This window comes from Telluria sp. ZT3P26, from assembly GCF_059686035.1.
The window spans coordinates 37942-55767 of sequence record NZ_JCASII010000009.1; the positions used below are offsets into that span (position 1 = coordinate 37942).

13 protein-coding genes and 1 pseudogene are annotated in these 17826 nt (G+C 55.6%); 8 read left to right on the forward strand and 6 right to left on the reverse strand.

The genetic code is table 11. The features are described 5' to 3' along the window. Window positions 1-144: 144 nt before the first annotated feature. The 4 genes and pseudogenes from AC56LN_RS22120 to AC56LN_RS22135 form a co-directional block, all read right to left on the reverse strand. Window positions 145-363 (reverse strand): annotated as a pseudogene (locus tag AC56LN_RS22120) (IS3 family transposase); the annotation flags it as partial. Between the two features lie 12 nt (window positions 364-375). Continuing rightward, on the reverse strand, window positions 376-1437 hold the full coding sequence (locus tag AC56LN_RS22125) for an IS110 family RNA-guided transposase (RefSeq protein ID WP_499504476.1): 1062 nt from the start codon (window positions 1435-1437) through the stop codon (window positions 376-378). Window positions 1438-1751: 314 nt separating this feature from the next. Then, window positions 1752-2468 carry an IS6 family transposase gene (locus AC56LN_RS22130; RefSeq protein WP_288064078.1) on the reverse strand — a complete coding sequence of 239 codons (717 nt, stop codon included), beginning with the start codon at window positions 2466-2468 and terminating at the stop codon, window positions 1752-1754. A 274-nt stretch (window positions 2469-2742) separates the two neighbouring features. Continuing rightward, window positions 2743-5430, reverse strand: coding sequence for a putative bifunctional diguanylate cyclase/phosphodiesterase (locus tag AC56LN_RS22135; protein ID WP_499574736.1), 2688 nt, complete (start codon window positions 5428-5430; stop codon window positions 2743-2745). A gap of 271 nt (window positions 5431-5701) precedes the next feature. Between AC56LN_RS22135 and mscL the strand changes: the two genes are divergently transcribed. The 4 genes from mscL to AC56LN_RS22155 all read left to right on the forward strand — a co-directional run bounded on the left by mscL (window position 5702) and on the right by AC56LN_RS22155 (window position 9236). Beyond that, window positions 5702-6112: a large conductance mechanosensitive channel protein MscL gene (gene mscL, locus AC56LN_RS22140; protein ID WP_499574737.1), complete on the forward strand. Its 411-nt coding sequence runs from the start codon at window positions 5702-5704 to the stop codon at window positions 6110-6112. Between the two features lie 159 nt (window positions 6113-6271). Continuing rightward, entirely contained in the window at window positions 6272-6517 is a 246-nt protein-coding gene (locus AC56LN_RS22145; RefSeq protein ID WP_499574738.1) for a hypothetical protein, read from the forward strand. 398 nt (window positions 6518-6915) lie between these two features. Next, window positions 6916-7566, forward strand: a complete 651-nt coding sequence (locus tag AC56LN_RS22150; RefSeq protein WP_499574739.1) for an MBL fold metallo-hydrolase — start codon at window positions 6916-6918, stop codon at window positions 7564-7566. Between the two features lie 731 nt (window positions 7567-8297). Further along, the gene (locus tag AC56LN_RS22155) at window positions 8298-9236 is read left to right on the forward strand and encodes an IS5 family transposase (RefSeq protein WP_499574740.1); all 939 of its coding nucleotides are present in this window, start codon (window positions 8298-8300) and stop codon (window positions 9234-9236) included. A gap of 313 nt (window positions 9237-9549) precedes the next feature. Here AC56LN_RS22155 and AC56LN_RS22160 read toward each other — a convergent pair whose 3' ends face one another. Then, on the reverse strand, window positions 9550-9990 hold the full coding sequence (locus AC56LN_RS22160; RefSeq protein WP_499574741.1) for an Rrf2 family transcriptional regulator: 441 nt from the start codon (window positions 9988-9990) through the stop codon (window positions 9550-9552). Between the two features lie 83 nt (window positions 9991-10073). On the opposite strand from AC56LN_RS22160, the gene AC56LN_RS22165 reads away from it, so the two are divergent. Further along, window positions 10074-10304 carry an alpha/beta fold hydrolase gene (locus tag AC56LN_RS22165; RefSeq protein ID WP_499574742.1) on the forward strand — a complete coding sequence of 77 codons (231 nt, stop codon included), beginning with the start codon at window positions 10074-10076 and terminating at the stop codon, window positions 10302-10304. Between the two features lie 276 nt (window positions 10305-10580). Here the strand turns inward: AC56LN_RS22165 and AC56LN_RS22170 are convergent, their stop codons facing one another. After that, complete coding sequence (locus tag AC56LN_RS22170) at window positions 10581-13574, reverse strand: Tn3 family transposase (protein WP_499574743.1); 2994 nt, start codon at window positions 13572-13574, stop codon at window positions 10581-10583. A 263-nt stretch (window positions 13575-13837) separates the two neighbouring features. Between AC56LN_RS22170 and AC56LN_RS22175 the strand changes: the two genes are divergently transcribed. From AC56LN_RS22175 to AC56LN_RS22185, 3 genes are all read left to right on the forward strand, one after another. Next, window positions 13838-14314, forward strand: coding sequence for a chemotaxis protein CheW (locus tag AC56LN_RS22175; protein ID WP_499574744.1), 477 nt, complete (start codon window positions 13838-13840; stop codon window positions 14312-14314). 64 nt (window positions 14315-14378) lie between these two features. Next, window positions 14379-16115 (forward strand): methyl-accepting chemotaxis protein, encoded by a 1737-nt coding sequence (locus tag AC56LN_RS22180; protein WP_499574745.1) that lies wholly within the window; start codon window positions 14379-14381, stop codon window positions 16113-16115. A 994-nt stretch (window positions 16116-17109) separates the two neighbouring features. Then, on the forward strand, window positions 17110-17676 hold the full coding sequence (locus AC56LN_RS22185; protein ID WP_499574746.1) for a recombinase family protein: 567 nt from the start codon (window positions 17110-17112) through the stop codon (window positions 17674-17676). The last annotated feature ends 150 nt before the right edge of the window (window positions 17677-17826 follow it).

Below are 17826 nucleotides of genomic sequence, written 5' to 3' on the forward strand. Positions count from 1 at the left end.
CAGTTCGATCAGAGGTCGACTAAATAGGTTCGTTGACAATTTTATAACCCATTTCCATACAGTAAGCTTGCTGTTCCTTAGGTAGATCCTCAATAAAGATTTGTCTGCAGCCCCAGCTGCATGCCTCAGCCTCGACTGTAGTGGTCAAGTAATTTCGGACACGACGATAAATTCTTTCTCTGCCATTGTGCGTTCATAGACGCTGGGCGGCAGATTGCCCAGTACTGAGTGCAGGCGCTCACAGTTATAGAAGCCGGCGATGTAATTGGCCACATCCAACTTCGCTTCCGCGTGGTTCGCATAATTGCGCTGCCAGACACGCTCCATCTTCAGGTTTAGGAAGAAGCGTTCAGCGACGGCGTTGACGCTCCTATGTCAAGAAACCTCTGCTACAGAGGCGAGATCCGCCATGATCAGCGGATAAAGTTCCCGCACAATGTAGCGCTTCAAGCAGCGATGAATCTCCTTGTTTGACATGCCTTCTGCCGATCTCCGGGCAACGTACGCGCGGGTTCTTGGTTCACTTCTCATTCGAACCATCGCGATGGTCCAGAGCGCATTGTTGGCCTGGCGATCTCCGCCGCGATTCAACCGGTGTCGTACAGTTTTACCCGACGACGCGGGGAGAGGATTTACGCCACAAAGGGCTGCAAGCGCCGCCTCGCTACGCAAGCGCTCTGGATTGTCCCCGGCCGTTGCAATCAACACAGCAGCAGTTTGCGGGCCAATGCCAAACTGTGCTCTCAGATGTGGCGCTGAAACATTGGTCAAAGTCTCCAAGCTCGCATCGAGCTCCTTCAATTCAGCAGCCAGTGCAAGCCAGCGTTTTGCGAGAAGTCGCAACGCAGTGGTCAATGTCTGTAGAAGTAAGGTCGGTCCCAGATTGCGCAAATGCGCGCAGGCCGCCACGCAATGTTCGGCTTTTGGTTTCCACAGACGTTCTCGGATATCCTGGGGTGCACTGATTAGAATCGCACGCAGCTGGTTAATTGCTTGTGTCTTGGCCTTGACTGCACTACGCCTGGCGACGGAAATGGTCCGCAAGGCTTCAGCCGCACCAGACTGGATTTTTGGGATGGCAGTTGCCACTCCCGAGAGAACAGAGCGCGCAGCGCTCTCGGCGTCGGTAGGATCGGACTTTCCCTTCAATCTGCGCTTACTACGGTCAGGGCGATTTACCTCCAACACTTCTATCCCTTGCTCGCGTAAAACGCGAGCAAGGCCGGCACCATACGTCCCAGTTCCTTCAACACCGGCTCTACAAACGCAGCCGAATGATCGGGCCCATGTTAGCAACGATAAATATCCTGACTGGGTCGTTGGTGCCGCGTACGTTCCAAGAAACTTGCCGCTTTGGCTGATTGCCACGCCGACGTGGGTGTCCAGATGTGTATCAACACCCAAGATTACTTCGTCTTGTTTTGCATGACCGTCCATCTCGCGCTCCTCATTCCTAGGTGGGCGCATCACCAACCCCACTTGCCGGACAGGACACTCACGGTGCAGTACAAAGCTCCTATTAGGTCACAAGCACTGGGCCCGGCAACGCTCGGGGAACGCTCTGACCAAATCGACAGGTCAACGCAAAGGCAAACTGGCCAATCCCAGCACGGGTCAGATTCGGCAGGCGTTCTAGACCATATTAAACTGAGTATCCCAGCAGTTACCTTTGCGGCTCATGCTGCAGACGAAGCGGCTCTGGTGCAAATTACGAGTGAACCGGCGCAAAGCGGCATATTCACCGAATGGGTTCATGCTGCTAAGACAGCTGCCCAGATTTCGGACGGAGTTTGCCCCTGAGTTGCCAGATCTCGTAAGTCGAACTGGCCTTTGCGAATGCGATGTATGAGCTCGACGCCTCGAATTGTCGTGGCAGCCGAAGCGAAGCTTTTCAGGCCTAGCATGACGCTCAGCCTGGACTTCACATTGCGATGATCCTGCTCGATTAGATTGTTTAGGTATTTTGACGAGCGAAGCTTCGTCAGCTCGGGAAGCCTTCCTTGCTGTTGAAGTTCGCGAACGGCCCTGTGCGAGGCTGCATAGCCGTCCAGTGTGATGGTTTCCGGCGACCGACCCTGAGAACGTACGGCCTTGCGAAAAAAGGCTTTTGCCGAGGCGACGTTGCGCCGCGGGCTGAGCCGGAAGTCGATGGTCTTGCCTGATGCATCCACAGCCCGATAGAGATAAGCCCACCGGCCACGGATCCTGACGTAGGTCTCATCCACTCTCCAAGAAGTACCTGCCTGCGATGAAAATCGACTCCAGCGCTTGTCGAACTCCGGCGCGTAACGCTGGACCCAGCGCAGGATTGTCGTGTGAGCGATTGACAGGCCGCGCTCGGCCATCATCTCGACCAGGTCACGATACGACAGCTTGTAGCGCAGGTACCAGCGTACGCAGAGAATAATGATCTCTTGTTCGAAGTGTCGGCCCTTGAAAAGATCAGTTTTGCTTGGAGGGTTACGCATGCTGGGCAAAGCTCGTCATTCTAGCCGAGCTGCAGGTTTGCACCACAGCCAAAATTAACTGAGTAGCAACGGCAAGTCTTAAGCCTGGACAAGAAGTTTCAAGCGCGTTACTTGTTACAAGTGCGAAGACGTGGACTCAGGCCCCAACGGAGAGAGGCCAATCCAAGGAAGGACTCAACTAACTTAGCAGTGATCGTGGTGGTTGGCTTTCCCGCCCGATCACGGGGCAGGCGGGACGGTTCTTGGCATATGGCAGCACCTAACGAGCCAGGAACTACTCGCCAACGTTGCGAACTGCATTCTCGAAATTTTTAATCGCATTTTTGAACATTTGCGATTGATCAGAATTGGCGGCCAACGGATGCGATATCAAAAAGCCTTGGATTTCGTCGCACCGCAATTGTTTGAGTAGTTCAAGCTGCGTTGCATCTTCCACTCCCTCAGCTACGACGCTCATTCCTAGCCCATGGGCCATGGCAACGATGGCGGAAAACAGGATCTTTGCCTCTGCAGTCAATGCAATACGATCGGTAAATGCCTTGTCGACCTTTAAGACATCGAATGAATATTCCTGTAGTTGTGCGAGCGACGAATAGCCTGTTCCGAAATCATCTATGATGAGCTTGATTCCGTGCGCTCTCAGCAAATTAATGGCGTCGCGAATGTGATTTCCCTTTGCCATCATTGCTGATTCTGTCAATTCAATTTCAATCAAATGAAACGGCACTCCCGATTCTGCCACAGTCTCACAGAACCTTTGCGCAAAGTCAGATTGTTGAAACTGTCGAGGTGAGACATTAATTGAAATCGGCACAACTGGCGAACCCGTAGCACCCCATTTTTGGAGTTGCGTACAGACCTTCCGTAACACCAGCAGGCCAAGTTCGATGATGGTTCCGTTTTCCTCGGCCAAGGAAATGAACAAAGCTGGGCTTAAACAGCCTTTTGTAGGATGATTCCACCGCATGAGAGCCTCCATACCGCTTGGTCTTGCTTCATCAATGGCGAGTCGCGGCTGATAATAAACCTCAAACTGGTCGCTCTGTATGGCGTTCTTCAACGCAATGTCGAGCGTAGCCTTGCTGCGCAAATCGTCGTATAGCTTCGGCTCAAAAAACCTGTACGTACCTTTCTGGGCACTAGTCTTCACCGAATACATTGCGACATCGGCGTTTTGCAGGAGCGTGGCTGCATCGTTTCCATCTCTCGGAAACATCGCGATGCCAATTGACGCTCCCAGATTGTGCGATCCTTTACTTAAGGTGAATGCCGTTCGAAATCCTGTAATAATCCGTGTTGCAATAGCCGCGGCCCCGTCATCGTTGACATTGCTCTGTAAAACAATGACGAACTCATCTCCGCCAATACGTACGACGTTGTCATGAGGCCTGACCGCGTCCTTGAGTCGGTGAGCTACATGTTGCAACAGTTCGTCTCCAGCAGCATGCCCCATCGTGTCATTTGCCATCTTGAACCCATCGAGATCGATGAACAGTAGGGCAGCGGTTCGACCGCTTTCATCAGCGAGGCTCAGGGTTGACGGTAGATGGTTTAATAGCCAGAGCCGGTTAGGAAGACCGGTCAGTGAATCATGTGTGCTCTTGTACTGCAATTCGTCAAGATGGGCCTTAGACTCCGAGATGTCGCGAAGCGTTACCGCTAGCCGGTTACTCGATCTGACTGCGCGTATGAACATCCAGCGGACCATGGGTCCAGGCCCGTAGAACTCTGCTTCGCCTTCAAAGCTGGAATCAAAATAAGCCTGGCACAGAATTTTGTCGATACGATCGAAGTTGCGCGCTCCGTATAGCTGCGAGAATCGCTGGCCTACCAGGGTGCTATGATCTTTGTTGCAAAACGCGGCACCGGTGCGGTTGCAGTCGACGACCGTAAAGTCTTCGACCGATCCGTTTGAGTTTAGCAGCACTTCAACAATGAAAAAACCCTCGTTACTCCCTTCAGTTGCCATCCTGTAGGTCTCTTGAGTCGTCGTCACCTCTTGCTTTCGCCAGGCAAGGGTCAGCAAGAATCCAATGAAAAGCATTGATACCGCAACAGCGGCAACAGATCCAGCAGCTGTTACCCAAATGGTTCGAGTCCGAAACGCACTGTAGTCTTCTGACTCGACAGAAAAATCAACGCCGATCAAGGCCGACAATGGATAGCCGGCGATTGGCGCGGTCTCAACGAATCGTGCACGGCCATCACGAAAGTGGGACTTGTCCCAAAGCTGTGCTTGTGTCACCGATCCGAACTTCCCTCGTTCTAACGTCCGAGGCGAAAGCGCTGGGGAAGCGATCAAAGTTCGGCCGGAGCGATCGATAATAGCAAGCCACATCGCCCGACCACCTGGGGTATTGATTCCTATATTGGAGAAAAATTCAGGCGTAACGCTGAGAGACACCAACCCACGCTCGGCCTCGGGTTCTGCCAAGAATGAACGGGCGAAATGCAGCCGCATCGAATGGGCGTCAGCGGACGGCCAGATCGATAGGGCCTCACTTTGAAAAAGATGCTCAAGTTCGAGTTGTGGCAACGATGCCAGCGAGGACTGTCGAGCCGGGCTGTTAGATAACTGAAGCGTTCCAGCACTATTAGAAACTTGAATTCCGATAATTCCCGGTATCGGAAAAACGTGTATGACAGGCGCCGCACCCCTGTGTCGATCGCCAGATTTGAGCGACGACTGCATCCCGACGATCGTATCGTCGATCGTGTCGATCACTGCGGCAATGGTCCTTGCCCCAGTTGCGGCGGCGGCCCGCGCTTCGGTCTTGCCACGATTGACGTGCGCAAGTTCATAGTTGTCGAGCGAGCGTATCGTGAACAGCCAGATGAGCGCGCATGTTGCTCCGGCCAAGGCGGTGCAAACCAGAACAATTTTTCGACCCGACCTATAGTCAGCCATAAAGCTGAGCAGTGCCTGGATTTGTTTGTGAAGATTTTTGATAGACCTGCGCATGATGGCTCCTACAAGGCCACGATTTATCTTCACGGTAGATCACAGCTGATACTCGTTCACAAGAAGTCTAACTCTAAATAGAGTCAGAGAAAGGCCGCGGAATGAGCGCTTAAGAATTTATTTTAAACAACGTGATTAAATTTTAACTAGTGTTGCGGTGTTGCATCAAAAAATTGCTTGGGCTGCAACGAACGAAGCATGGAGAATTTCCTTGTTTTAGTTTTTGCAACTGATTTATGATACAAATTCCACCAACTTTTTGGGAGCCATGATGTCAATGATGAACGAATTTAAAGAGTTTGCAATGAAGGGAAGCGTGGTCGACTTGGCTGTCGGTGTGATCATTGGTGGTGCGTTTGGACGAATTGTCGATTCATTAGTTCAAGACATCATCATGCCGCCATTGGGAAAACTGCTTGGTGGTTTGGATTTTGCCAACTATTATCTCCCTTTGAATGGTCAGCCTCTTGGCTTGGCGCTCAGCGAGGCAAAGAAAGGCGGCGCAGTCATCGCCTACGGCAATTTTTTGACAGTTGCCATCAACTTCGTGATCCTGGCTTTCATCATCTTCCTCATGATTCGAGCGATGAACCGCATGACGCGCAGACAGCCGCCGGCCGCGCCCGCGACGGCCGAGGATATCGTCTTGCTCCGCGAAATCAGGGATTCGCTGCGTAGATAGGGAACGTAAGGCTGATCGGCCACGTGATCGTTGGTCGATCAGGTTTTGTAGCGACAGCGAAGCCAAGTTCTTGCGCGCAGGATCGTATGAACCCAGAATTCGCGGCTAGGTTGCTGCTGCTGAACTGCAGAACTGGCTCTATTTTCGGCGAGGCGCGCGATGACTGAGTTTGAACTTGAACGTCAGGCTGAGATTACAAAAGCCCAGCTCGATGTTGCTCGTGATTTTGCCATATCCATCAGCGTACTTACAGTTGTGCTTGCTGCTAGTGTTTCACTGACAGCATGGGCCTGGCCACCTCTTGCGTTTGCGGCCTATCATGGCTGCACATTTTGGTATCGGCGGCGCGCGTTTGTTGCAGAGTATAACTATCATCGCGTTTCAAGGCTGGGGCGCTACTTATAGAATCGGAGCTAATGGCAAAAAGGTCTTGGCGCATGTTTTGGCTAACGCAACGCCAACGGTATGAAGTTAGCCAAATTCACAAAAGCACACATGTTGTGCTTCAGGAGAGGCGCTTCTGTAACGGCTGGCTTGTCGACATATGCCCAATACAGTGGCGCCAGCTCGCCCTGATCGAGAGCGCGCAGGCCCAGCCTAAGATTGCGACCCTGTAGGTACGGCCGGCTCTCAGCCGCGCCGTCACTATCGTAGCGCTACTTGGCTATGCCTGGGCGCTCGAGTTTTAACGTCAACCGCTACACTTTGCTAACTACTTGATCTGCACACGTGACTCGTCGCATGCCTTGCGCTTGAAAACAGCTATAGTAGAAAAATCGTCCCTACTTAACGAGCCTCTCGCCATGTCGTTCAATCCAATCCAGCTCTTCGATAGCGATGCGTCGAATTTTAGCTATATCCTGGTCGCGCCCAACTCAGGACATGCGGTTATTATCGACCCGATCGACCACTACTGTGAGCGCGATGTTCGACATCTTGAACGCCTTGGCCTGGAGTTGGTCTACGTTTTAGCCACACGCCCCTATGGGGATCCATCTACTCGTGCTGGACGGTTGTGCCGCCTAACGGGCGCCCTTAACGCGGTGCACATTCAAGATAGTACTAGTAAGTCTGGGGTTGCGTTGCATGACCGCGCCGTCATCCGTTTTGGCATCGATGAGGAGATTAGGGTAATCAGTACTCCAGGTCTTACCGCCGGCAGTTTGAGTTATGCCTGGCGCGGCAATGTGTTCACTGGGGATACATTGCTCATTGATGACCATGGCAGCATTGACTCCGAGTCTGGATGTCCTGATGCGCTCTACAGCAGCATCAAGGAGAAACTGTTCACGCTACCCGACCAGACGCGCCTGTGGCCTGGCCACGACCATAAAGGTCAAACGGTCTCAACGATTGGATGGGAAAAGCGCCATAACGTTCGCCTCGCTGCGCGCAGCCGCGAGGACTTTATTCGTTCCGCATTCTCTGCTGGTATAAGTCAAGGCGACGTATAAAGATAAAGCCGAGATACGGAAGTAGCTTAACTAGTCTGCTCCGTCGCCTCGAAAAGGGGTTGTAGTAGACGATCATAGGCCTTATCCTTGAAGTGTCTCCTGACACGGCTTAGTCGGCCCTTAGCCTCGGTTCACGGGGCTTTCTTTTGTTTCCCACACTCACTGTTCAGATTGGATCCAATCGACTTGTCGGTTTGATTAGCATGACTTTGCTTACCATTTCCAACAATTCCCGCAAACGCTCCCCACGCCTCGGCCCAGCGTGTGGCTTGCTCCTTTTCTGCTAGGGTCGTCGCCTCGATTGCTCGTTCGACAGCTCGGCGCATTCTTTGTAAAGGATAGAACTTTCGGTGTGCTAAGTCGGCCATGAAATCAGATTACCTGGTACGGGGCTTGTCCAATTGTCTATGTGAAAAACTCCAAGTAAGCATGTGAGCATACCAGTACTCTACGCCTACCCCTCAAACTGCTGAACGTTATCAATGGATGATTAATCGACCGACCCGTCATTCCATCCGTCGAGAACGACATAATGATGAAAGGACAAGGCTTGCTCGGCCAAACTAAACTTTTGTGAAACCGCGCGTCCGCCGTCACCGAATGCCCCTTGAGTGTCATCCCGTGCCCGAATTGACAAATTATTTATACCATGAATCTTAGCACAGTCGGGCTTTGTTGCACAAATAGGCCCCGTTCAGCGGTCTAGCGTGGGTGCGGGGTAAACTGACGGCATGACTGCCCCAGCAAAACCAAAGTACCGAACGACCAACTGGAAAGACTACAACACGGCGCTGAAGGCGCGCGGCTCGCTGCTCATCTGGCTGGAAAAGGACATGCGCTGGCACGGCAGTGCCAGCGGCAAGCGGGGCCGGCGACCGAAGTACAGCGAGGCGGCAATCCAGTTCTGCCTGACCATCAAGGGCTTGTTCAATCTGGCCCTGCGCCAGGCGATGGGCATGGCGCAAAGCCTGCTCAAGCTCGCTGGCCTGGACTGGCAGGTGCCTGACTTCAGCACCGTTAGCCGGCGCCAGAAATATCTACCGGTAACGATCGGAGCGCAGCCGACTGTAACCGGATTGCACCTCCTAGTCGACAGCACGGGCATTAAGATGCTGGGCGAAGGCGAGTGGAAGACCAAAAAACATGGGACCGACTATCGTCGTCAGTGGCGTAAGGTCCACCTTGGCATTGATGCGGCCACGCTGGAAATCCGGGCCATTGAAGTGACCGACAACGCCACAGGCGATGCGCAGATGCTGCCATACCTGCTCGACCAAATTCCCGCCAGCGAGACCGTCGCAAGCGTCAGCGGTGATGGTGCCTACGACACCAAAGACTGTCATGAAGCGATCGCGCAACGTGGGGCACAAGCGGTTATTCCAACTCGTAAGAACGCCAAGCCATGGAAGGATCGGCGCCCAGGCGCCACAGCCCGCAACGCCATCCTGGCGGCCACGCGTCTACTGGGCAGGAAAATCTGGAAGAAGTGGAGCGGCTATCACCGGCGCAGCCTTGTCGAGACCAAGATGCGTTGTTTCAAGCTGCTCGGTGAACGCGTTATGGCACGTGATTTCGACCGTCAGGTCGCGGAACTACAGGTCCGTGCCGCCATTCTCAATCGGTTCACCCGGTTGGGCACGCCTACGATTATGGCGGTGAGCATGCCGTAATTCCGCCTGGGGTTTGGGGAATTACGAACTCTGCTGATTTATGCAACAAAGCCCCGTAGCGTCAAACCTTGAAACGGCTTCAAGGTCTTCTAACGTCGCCAGTCGGAAACTAAGATTCTTATTTTCTAATTTTTGGCAGTCCGATTTCATATTCGTAATCTTTAATTGAATCTTGGGAAGGTCAGCTTCTGGCAGAATCCGGCCGTTCAGGGAAGCATAGCAGGTTGCCGGGTTGAAAATTCAGTGGTGGCCGCGACAGGCCGGCACCGACCCATAGCAGACGTTTCCTATCTGCTGTCTGCAGTTGGTTTGACTAAATACGGTCCGCATCTTTTGCTAGCGTTCCAAGTGTCACATCTCGCATCCGCTCAAGCATGAACTTCTCCGTATCTTCGAATACGGCGCCTAGTTTGGCGACTACGGCTCGCTCTACCGGACAGATCTTGTGATCGACTGCTACATTGATCGCTAACGCTGAAGGCGAGCCAAGCGCTTCATAGACATCCCCGATCGTCACACCGTCGATAACACGAGCAAGCGACCACCCACCACCTGCTCCACCATCAGAGGTCACAAGGCCGGCCTGCTTCAACGGCGCCATGGTGCGACGAACGACGACGGGGTTAGTGCCTAGCATTAGGGCAATCGTCTCGGAAGTAGTCTTGCCGCCCCTTTTTTCCATGTGTATCAGCACATGAAGCATGCGCGATAGCCTACCGTCGTGTCTCATTCCTACCTCGTGTTGTTGGTTCATATTCGTAACACTATATGTTACGCTACTTGACTGCTCGAAATGCGCAACATATGATGTTACGAATTCAAAGTCAGGAGGATGATATGCAACGCAAATCAGTTGATGTGAACCGAATCACGCTATCGTATCTCGAAGCCGGCGAAGGCCCAGCGATACTACTTTGCCATGGCTTTCCCGAAACATCGAAATCATGGCACAAGCTAGTGCCCGCACTTGCCGCTGCTGGCTACCGTGTCATTGCCCCAGACCTGCGTGGTTACGGCGAGTCGTCTTGCCCAGAATCGACCGATGCATACACGATATTTGGGGTTTGAGGTGCAGTGGAACGTAAAACCGGGTTAAGGGGGAGCTGAGCCGGAACCCCAGAAAATTCCGACCATCCTGCCGCAGTTTGAACCCGATAAGTCCCGACGCTAAGCCATGGCGACCGGCGCCCATCCGCTTGAAAAGGTAAAAGTTTGCCGCGCGCTGTGGGCCGTCTCTGGAACAATGGAAAAACAAGCGCTGTTAAGCCCCGTGGTTATATAGAACCCGCTTGTTATACGTTTTTCGCTTATGTGCTATTTCTAGCCGTATCCCGGCTGGCCGGTTTACTCATCGCTCGCCGGGTTACGCAACGGCCGGAGCTCGCCCTTGGCCACCGCGTCGGGTACGGAGAACGAATACCGCCCCAGCATGTTGATGTGTTCGTGCAGCAGCGGCGATAGCCTGGCCATGTCCTCATCCCTCACCTCAAAGCCGTCGGCGCGCAGCTGGTTCAGCGCCGCCTCCATGTAGCTGGTGTTCCACAGCACGATCATGTTGAGCACCAGACCGAGCGCGCCGAGCTGGTCTTCCTGGCCCTCACGGTAATGTTGCCGCAGCTCGCCACGCTTACCGTGAAAGACCGCGCGGGCAACGCTATGTCGGCCCTCGCCTCGGTTGAGTTGGGTCAGCGTTCCCCGGCGCTTGGCTTCGTCATCGATATACGTCAGCGTGTGCAAGGTCTTGTCGATGCGGCCGAACTCTGCGATGGCTCGGGCCAGTCTGGTCGGACGCTCGCCCACCTGGAGCGTGCGCATGATGCCCGCTGCCGGCACTCGGCCAAGCTTGAGCGAGCCGGCTAGGCGCAGCATATCGTCCCAATGTGGCTCGATCTTTTGCAGGCTGATATTGTATCCGGATACAGAATTCAGCAACCCGTAGTCGGCCTTCGAGTCGATCCGCCAGAAGCGCGTACCGCCGACATCGGCCAGGCGCGGGCTGAATCGGTAGCCAAGCAGGCGGAACAGCCCGAAAACCACGTCGCTGTACGCGCCTGTGTCCGTCATGATCTGGGTCGGCTGAAGGTCCGTCTGCTGTTCCAGGACGACGGCCAGCAGGACCAGGCTGTCGCGCAGCGTGCCCGGCACCGTGATGTCATTCAGTCCGGAAAACTGGTTCGATATCAGGTTGTACCAAGTCACGCCGCGCCCGACGCCGAAGTATTTCGGGTTTGGCCCGGAATGCACTGACCGCACCGGCACTACGAAACGCATGCCGTCGGCCGACGCGACCTCGCCACCGCCCCACACGCTGGCCAGCACCGAACGGCCCTGCGCGGCGACCAGCACGGTGTTCGCCGCCGTGATGGTGTCGTCGCGCAGGTAGTTCTGGTCCACCCAGGACAACCTGTCGCGCTTGAGCGCCGGCACGTCGCCGCGAATCAGCGGCTCCGGTCCCGTGTTGCAGGCCTCGGCCATCAGGACCGCGCAGATGCTCACATGCAGATCGGAAGCGCGCGCGGTGCGCTCCGATATATGGGTGAAGGCGTCCGTAAAACGAGTGCGTGCGGCAATCTCCAGGATCAGTTCCGGCAGATCGACGCGCGGCAGCATGCCCATGACCTTAGCGCGCAGCGCGATCAAAGACGCTGGTTCGTCCATTTTGTCCAACGGGCTGAGCACCAGTTCTTGTTTGTCGCCTACCTTCTCAAATCGCACGGCCTGGTTGTCGGGCAATCTGGCGGCGACCGCTTGGTAGGTGCGGTCCAGTTCATCGGCCAGCGCGGTCAAGGTCGGCCCCGGCACCGTCGACAGGCCCAGCGTGCGGCAAATGATAGGACGCGTGGATTCCCATTCGGCGCTGTCGAGCAGGCCGGCGCGCGGATCGGCGTAACGCCAGCTCGGGGCTACGAACACGTCGCGCCGGCGCAGCGCGATACGCAATTCGGACAAAACGCAGAAAGTGTAAGCGTGGAAGTCGATGGCGCCATCATCGTGCAGCACATGGCGTTGCCACGGCTTGGTGATGATCTCGCGCGGCGCGTCGTTGCCGGGCCTCTTCACCGTCATGTTGGCGCGAAGCCAGGCGAATGCAGCGATGAAAGGTTCGCCAGCGGCATTCGCGCCAAACTGAATGTGTTCGGCCAGCGCCGGCAAGAAACGCCGCACGGTCTTGTATTTGGCGTCCAGCTCCTGGTAATACACGTTGTCGGTAGGCCGAATAAGCTTGTTAACGCCGGCAAGGGCTAACGCGAGCGCGTCCGGAGAAATTCGCGCGAACAAGTGCTTGCGCAGCTCCGCATCCGGCACTGCATCATCCAGCAGTAATTGGCAGGCGCTGGCGAGGATGCCCGCCGCTTCGTCAAGGTCTTTGAGCGATCGGAGGCGCGATTTCCTGTCGGCCTTCACGGCGTCACCGAAAAGCTCGCGCAGGATGACTTCGAGCACTTCCAGAGCGTCGTCCTGTGCCGATGCTTCAAGGCAGTGCAGGAACGCGACCAGGGTGGCCAGGCGGCGCAGCACCGGCAGGCGCAGAATCGCGCTGGCCTTGGCGGCGCCGGCGAACCGGGCCAGCGCCGCGACCCGCGTGGCCGGGATGCGTGTGGCGGCCGGCAATCGGATGCCAAGCTCTCGGACGGCTTGCAGTCGCATCAGCGCCAGGCTCATCGACCGACTGCTGGCCACCACCGGCCCGGTACGCAGGCGATCAAGCGGCGAGCTCCGAGTGCCGCCAGAAGGGACCAGGAGGCCTTCCAGGCGCATTTGCTGGTCGAGACTAATCCCATTGCCGAGCGAGCGCCATAAGCGCTCCTCGACACGGCTACGCAGGCGCGCTACGTACCGTTCGAGGGTTGTGCAGCCTGGCAGCAGCACCTTGTGCGTAACGAGCCACGTTGTCGCGCGCTCGAACAGCACGCTTGGCCGGTCGGTGCCGGTCCAGCAAAGGGCGTACAGCCACCGGGTTAGGCGGAAGGCGATCAGGGGGGCCGTGAAGTCCACGTAGCCATAGGATGCGCGAATCTCCGTCGCGTGCTGCCAGCGCTGCTCGCCGGCACTGTAGGCGATCGCATTGTCCAACGCTTCGATGCGCAGCTGCTTGGCAAGAGTCCGCAGAACGGGCTGCGGTACGGCCAGCGGGTCTTCCAAGAAGGTGCCCAGGTAGCGCACCGTCCCGAGTTGGACGGCGTAGCCCAGCCGATTGTGCACACCGCGCTTCTGTGCGATCAACGCATGATCTGTGTCGTCCAAGTGGAAATACCGAGCGAGTTCGTGGGGCGATGGCGGGCCGAGGTAGCGGCCGTAGTTTTCGCGTTGATCGTTCGAGAGAAAGCTGACTGGCATGAGTTCTCCTGCAGAGCCGAGATCGGGCATTATGCTTGGATTTGTGCCATAGCTAAAGTGCAATCCTCGAATCGCGAGCTGCGCAAATGGTTTTCAAGAAAGACCGTTTACATCGCCCTATCCTTCTGCACAGGCGAAAGACTGGTGTGCAAAATTGTTACACTTGGCAATTATTTTCTTGACGGAAAGTTCAAGCAGGGGCAAGATGTTTCTTTGATGAAATTAACCAAATTAATCAAATTAATTAAATCTTTGGAAGGCAAATGACTAAATTACGCACGGAAACTCCGCTGTCCGAAGTGCTCTCGTTCAAACTGGGCAGCGAAGAGTATGGAATCGATATTCTCAATGTGCAGGAAATACGCGGCTACGATGCCGTCACGGCCATCGCCAACGCTCCAGAGCACATCAAGGGTGTGATGAATTTGCGCGGCATCATCGTACCGATCGTGGACATGCGCATTCGGTTCAATCTGGGCACGCCGACTTACGACGCGCTCACCGTTGTCATCATTCTTGCTCTGAGCAACCGCATCGTCGGGATGATAGTCGACAGCGTCTCCGACGTCGTCACCCTAGTGCCCGATCAAATCAAGCCGGCCCCGAACATGGGCACCGCCCTTGACACCCGATATTTTGTGGGCCTGGGCGTCCTCGGACAACGCATGCTGATCCTGATCGATATCGCCCAGTTGCTGTCATCGACCGAAATGGGCCTGGTGGACCGCCTGGCCGCTTGATCAGTCCCACGCGCTTACCTCGCGTTCTCCTTCTTACTACCTCACCTGCCTTCGAAACGACTTTATGAAATTTTCAAATTTGCGCATCGGCATGCGCCTCGGCCTGGGTTTTGCCACCGTATTGGCTTTCCTGGTGATTGTTGCCGTGCTGGGCCTTCAGCGTATGGGGCAGATCCAGTCGCGTCTCACCGAAATTACCGACGTGAACAATGTCCAGATAAAGCTGGCAACGACGTTGCGCGTGACCGTTTTTGAGCGCGCAATTGCCAACCGCAATTTGGTTTTGCTTACTGAAATCGCAGACATGCAGCCTGAGCTTGACCGAATTCGCGCGCAAGAAAAGAAGTTCACTGAAGCCACCGAAGAGCTTGGCAAAATGTTTGCTGCGAACAGAAGCACGACGCAGGATGAGAAGGCCATCTACACCAGGATTCTAGAGACAGCAAAGGTTGCGACGCCTATGATTAACAGGGCTGCCGAATTGGGCCTTGCGAACAAGGCCGAGGAAGCCACAGCCTTTCTAATCAGGGAATTGCGTCCCGTGCAGCGCCGGCTGATCAATGAGGTAGGTGAACTGATTGCGCTCGAAACAAAGTTGAACGAGGAAGCGTCTGCCCGGGCGGCGGCGGCGTATGACAGCGCACATGCACTCATGATCGGCGTCAGTTCGTTGGCGGTGGCACTCGGTGCGCTGTTGGCATGGCTGACGGCGCGCAGCATCACTGTCCCCATCAATACCGCAGTTGGAATTGCGCGGACCGTCGCCGCAGGAAATCTAACTCACCAGATTACCGTCAGCAGCAAGGATGAAACAGGCGAGCTCCTGCAGGCACTAAAAGACATGAACCAGAGTCTGGTCAAGATCGTTGGGGAAGTCCGCACCGGCACCGACACGATTGCCACCGCGAGCAGCCAGATCGCCGCAGGGAATATGGACCTGTCTTCGCGTACGGAACAGCAGGCCAGTTCGCTGGAAGAAACCGCTTCCTCCATGGAGGAACTCACGTCCACCGTGAAGCAGAACGCCGACAATGCCCGCCAGGCCAACCAACTGGCCGTGTCGGCATCGGACGTCGCTATCCGGGGCGGCGCCGTGGTGTCCCAAGTAGTCGATACGATGAGCGCCATTAACGATTCCGCCAAAAAGATCGTCGATATCATTGGCGTCATCGATGGGATTGCCTTCCAGACCAATATCTTGGCGCTCAATGCCGCCGTGGAAGCTGCCCGTGCCGGCGAGCAGGGGCGTGGCTTTGCGGTGGTGGCGACGGAAGTGCGCAGCCTGGCGCAGCGCAGCGCAGCAGCCGCGAAGGAGATCAAGACCTTGATCGGCGACTCGGTGCAAAAGGTCGATGCTGGCAGCAAATTGGTTGCCAACGCAGGAAGCACCATGGATGAAGTCGTCAGCAGCGTCAAGCGTGTCACGGACATGATGGGTGAAATCACGGCCGCCAGTCAGGAACAGAGCGCGGGGATCGAGCAGGTCAATCAGGCGATTAGCCAGATGGATCAAGTCACGCAGCAGAATGCCGCCCTGGTGGAGGAAGCCGCGGCCGCGGCAGAATCGCTGCAGGAGCAATCGAGCCATTTGGCGCAGGTCGTGAGTGCTTTCCAGCTGGATGGCAACCGTACCGCGGTGACGGCTGTCATGCGGACGCCGGCAACCGCCCCCCTCAGCAGTAAAGCAGTACCCGCCCTTGCGGTGTCACGCAGCCGAATCTCCACGCCCTCACGCCCACCGGCACCGCTGCGCGAAAATACCACGGCTATCAGCGCCGCGAAGGAATGGGAAGAATTCTAAGTGCTCTCAAGGAATGAAATGGACGCCTTGTGACTAATGGTGTTCAGTTAAGCGCGTTTTAGCTACCTTCAGGCAGCTAGAAACGGAGTTTCACCTACGAGAAAGGCCGCTCCGATGTGAATCGAAGCGGCTTTTTTTAGCTTAACTGAACGGCATTACGCCTTGTGACAGTTTTATCCATTCGAGCGCCTAGGTGCAGGCGTAAAGATTTTCCGATCTAGTGAGAATTTCTAGGCGTAACTAGGCGATATGCACTTGTCAAATCAACGGCATGCATGGCCACGCAGTGATGTTTTTATTCATCCACTACAAGAGCGCGCCGCAACTGCCGCTGCGAAGGACTTGCTCGGCCGACCAAAGCGTGTCAGCGGTGCGGCCGCTGTGCAGCCAGATCACGTTTCCAGGGGCCAGGCCCAACGCCGCGAGTGCCAGGGCTTTGGGCGGGTGTGGCAGCTCCAACAGGACGACGCGTCGGCCGGCGACCCTGGCCAGCGCGGGCCCAAGCAGCCGCAGCTCGACAATCCCGGGTTGTTGCAAAGGAAACGGAAAAAAAATCGGGCGCTAATCCTTTAGTGAGGCGTGGTTTTTGATCCGACGTCGCTACTCTGCTGACTTTACACCGGAATTGCAGGATTAGTGCGAGGGGCGCCAGCGCGACGATTACGCACCTCGGCGAGTAGCTTCTTGGTATGTTCGCGGTGACGCCGAATAGCTTCTTCAAGCTCGGATGATGTCATGTACTGCGGAGATTTTTGGTCGAGGATCATGTCGTATTTTACCTTGCGACGCGGACAAAGCCAAAAGCACTTTACGGGAGTTGACATTTTACACATTCCATCAAGTGGTACGGTCGCGTCAGCATAGGCTATACCCTAACCTGATGTCAGAAGCCCCAGCGTAAGCCGTCAGGATAGGGTTAGTATCGCAATTTGTTGACATATGCCTTGAACAGTCATAGAGTCTTTCCTGACACGTCTTGTTAAGAAGGCACGTTTTGCGAGGTCAACGCATCGGTTATGTCCGGGTCAGCAGTTTCGACCAAAATCCAGAGCGTCAGCTCGATCAGGTCCAAGTGGACAAGCTGTTCATCGACAAGGCCTCGGGCAAGGATACACAGCGGCCGCAGCTCGACGTTTTGCTGTCGTTCGCCCGCGAAGGCGACACGGTAGTCGTGCACAGCATGGACCGGTTGGCGCGCAATCTGGACGATCTGCGCCGGCTGGTGCAGACGTTGACCAAGCGCGGGGTACGGATTGAATTCGTCAAGGAATGCCTGAGCTTCACGGGCGAAGACTCGCCGATGGCGAACCTGCTGCTGTCAGTCATGGGAGCGTTCGCGGAGTTTGAGAGGGCTTTGATCGGCGAGCGGCAGCGCGAAGGGATCGCATTGGCCAAGCAGCGCGGTGCCTACCGGGGTCGCAAGAAAGCGCTGGGGGACAACCAGGTTGTCGAGCTGCGCCGCCGCGCCAGCGCCGGCGAGCAGAAATCAACACTGGCGCGGGAGTTCGGCATCAGTCGGGAGACCCTGTATCAATACTTGAAGATCGCGCCAACTCCTTAACCCGGTTTTCCGTTCCACTGCACCTCAAACCCCAGGTTCGAGGCATGATTAAGAGCATGTATTGCCCCCCCTGCTAGAAACGGACTTGGAATTAGCAGAACGACGACGATGGCAAGACGCATGTTTTCGTCCTGATCTACCTCCTCTTCT

Bases quoted from the DNA above. Each gene is read 5' to 3' on its own strand.
- AC56LN_RS22125 (WP_499504476.1), bottom strand. From the start codon at position 1,437: ATGGACGGTCATGCAAAACAAGACGAAGTAATCTTGGGTGTTGATACA.
- AC56LN_RS22170 (WP_499574743.1), bottom strand. From the start codon at position 13,574: ATGCCAGTCAGCTTTCTCTCGAACGATCAACGCGAAAACTACGGCCGC.
- AC56LN_RS22160 (WP_499574741.1), bottom strand. From the start codon at position 9,990: ATGAACCAACAACACGAGGTAGGAATGAGACACGACGGTAGGCTATCG.
- AC56LN_RS22180 (WP_499574745.1), top strand. From the start codon at position 14,379: ATGAAATTTTCAAATTTGCGCATCGGCATGCGCCTCGGCCTGGGTTTT.
- AC56LN_RS22135 (WP_499574736.1), bottom strand. From the start codon at position 5,430: ATGCGCAGGTCTATCAAAAATCTTCACAAACAAATCCAGGCACTGCTC.
- AC56LN_RS22175 (WP_499574744.1), top strand. From the start codon at position 13,838: ATGACTAAATTACGCACGGAAACTCCGCTGTCCGAAGTGCTCTCGTTC.
- AC56LN_RS22165 (WP_499574742.1), top strand. From the start codon at position 10,074: ATGCAACGCAAATCAGTTGATGTGAACCGAATCACGCTATCGTATCTC.
- AC56LN_RS22130 (WP_288064078.1), bottom strand. From the start codon at position 2,468: ATGCGTAACCCTCCAAGCAAAACTGATCTTTTCAAGGGCCGACACTTC.
- AC56LN_RS22150 (WP_499574739.1), top strand. From the start codon at position 6,916: ATGTCGTTCAATCCAATCCAGCTCTTCGATAGCGATGCGTCGAATTTT.
- AC56LN_RS22145 (WP_499574738.1), top strand. From the start codon at position 6,272: ATGACTGAGTTTGAACTTGAACGTCAGGCTGAGATTACAAAAGCCCAG.
- AC56LN_RS22155 (WP_499574740.1), top strand. From the start codon at position 8,298: ATGACTGCCCCAGCAAAACCAAAGTACCGAACGACCAACTGGAAAGAC.
- mscL (WP_499574737.1), top strand. From the start codon at position 5,702: ATGTCAATGATGAACGAATTTAAAGAGTTTGCAATGAAGGGAAGCGTG.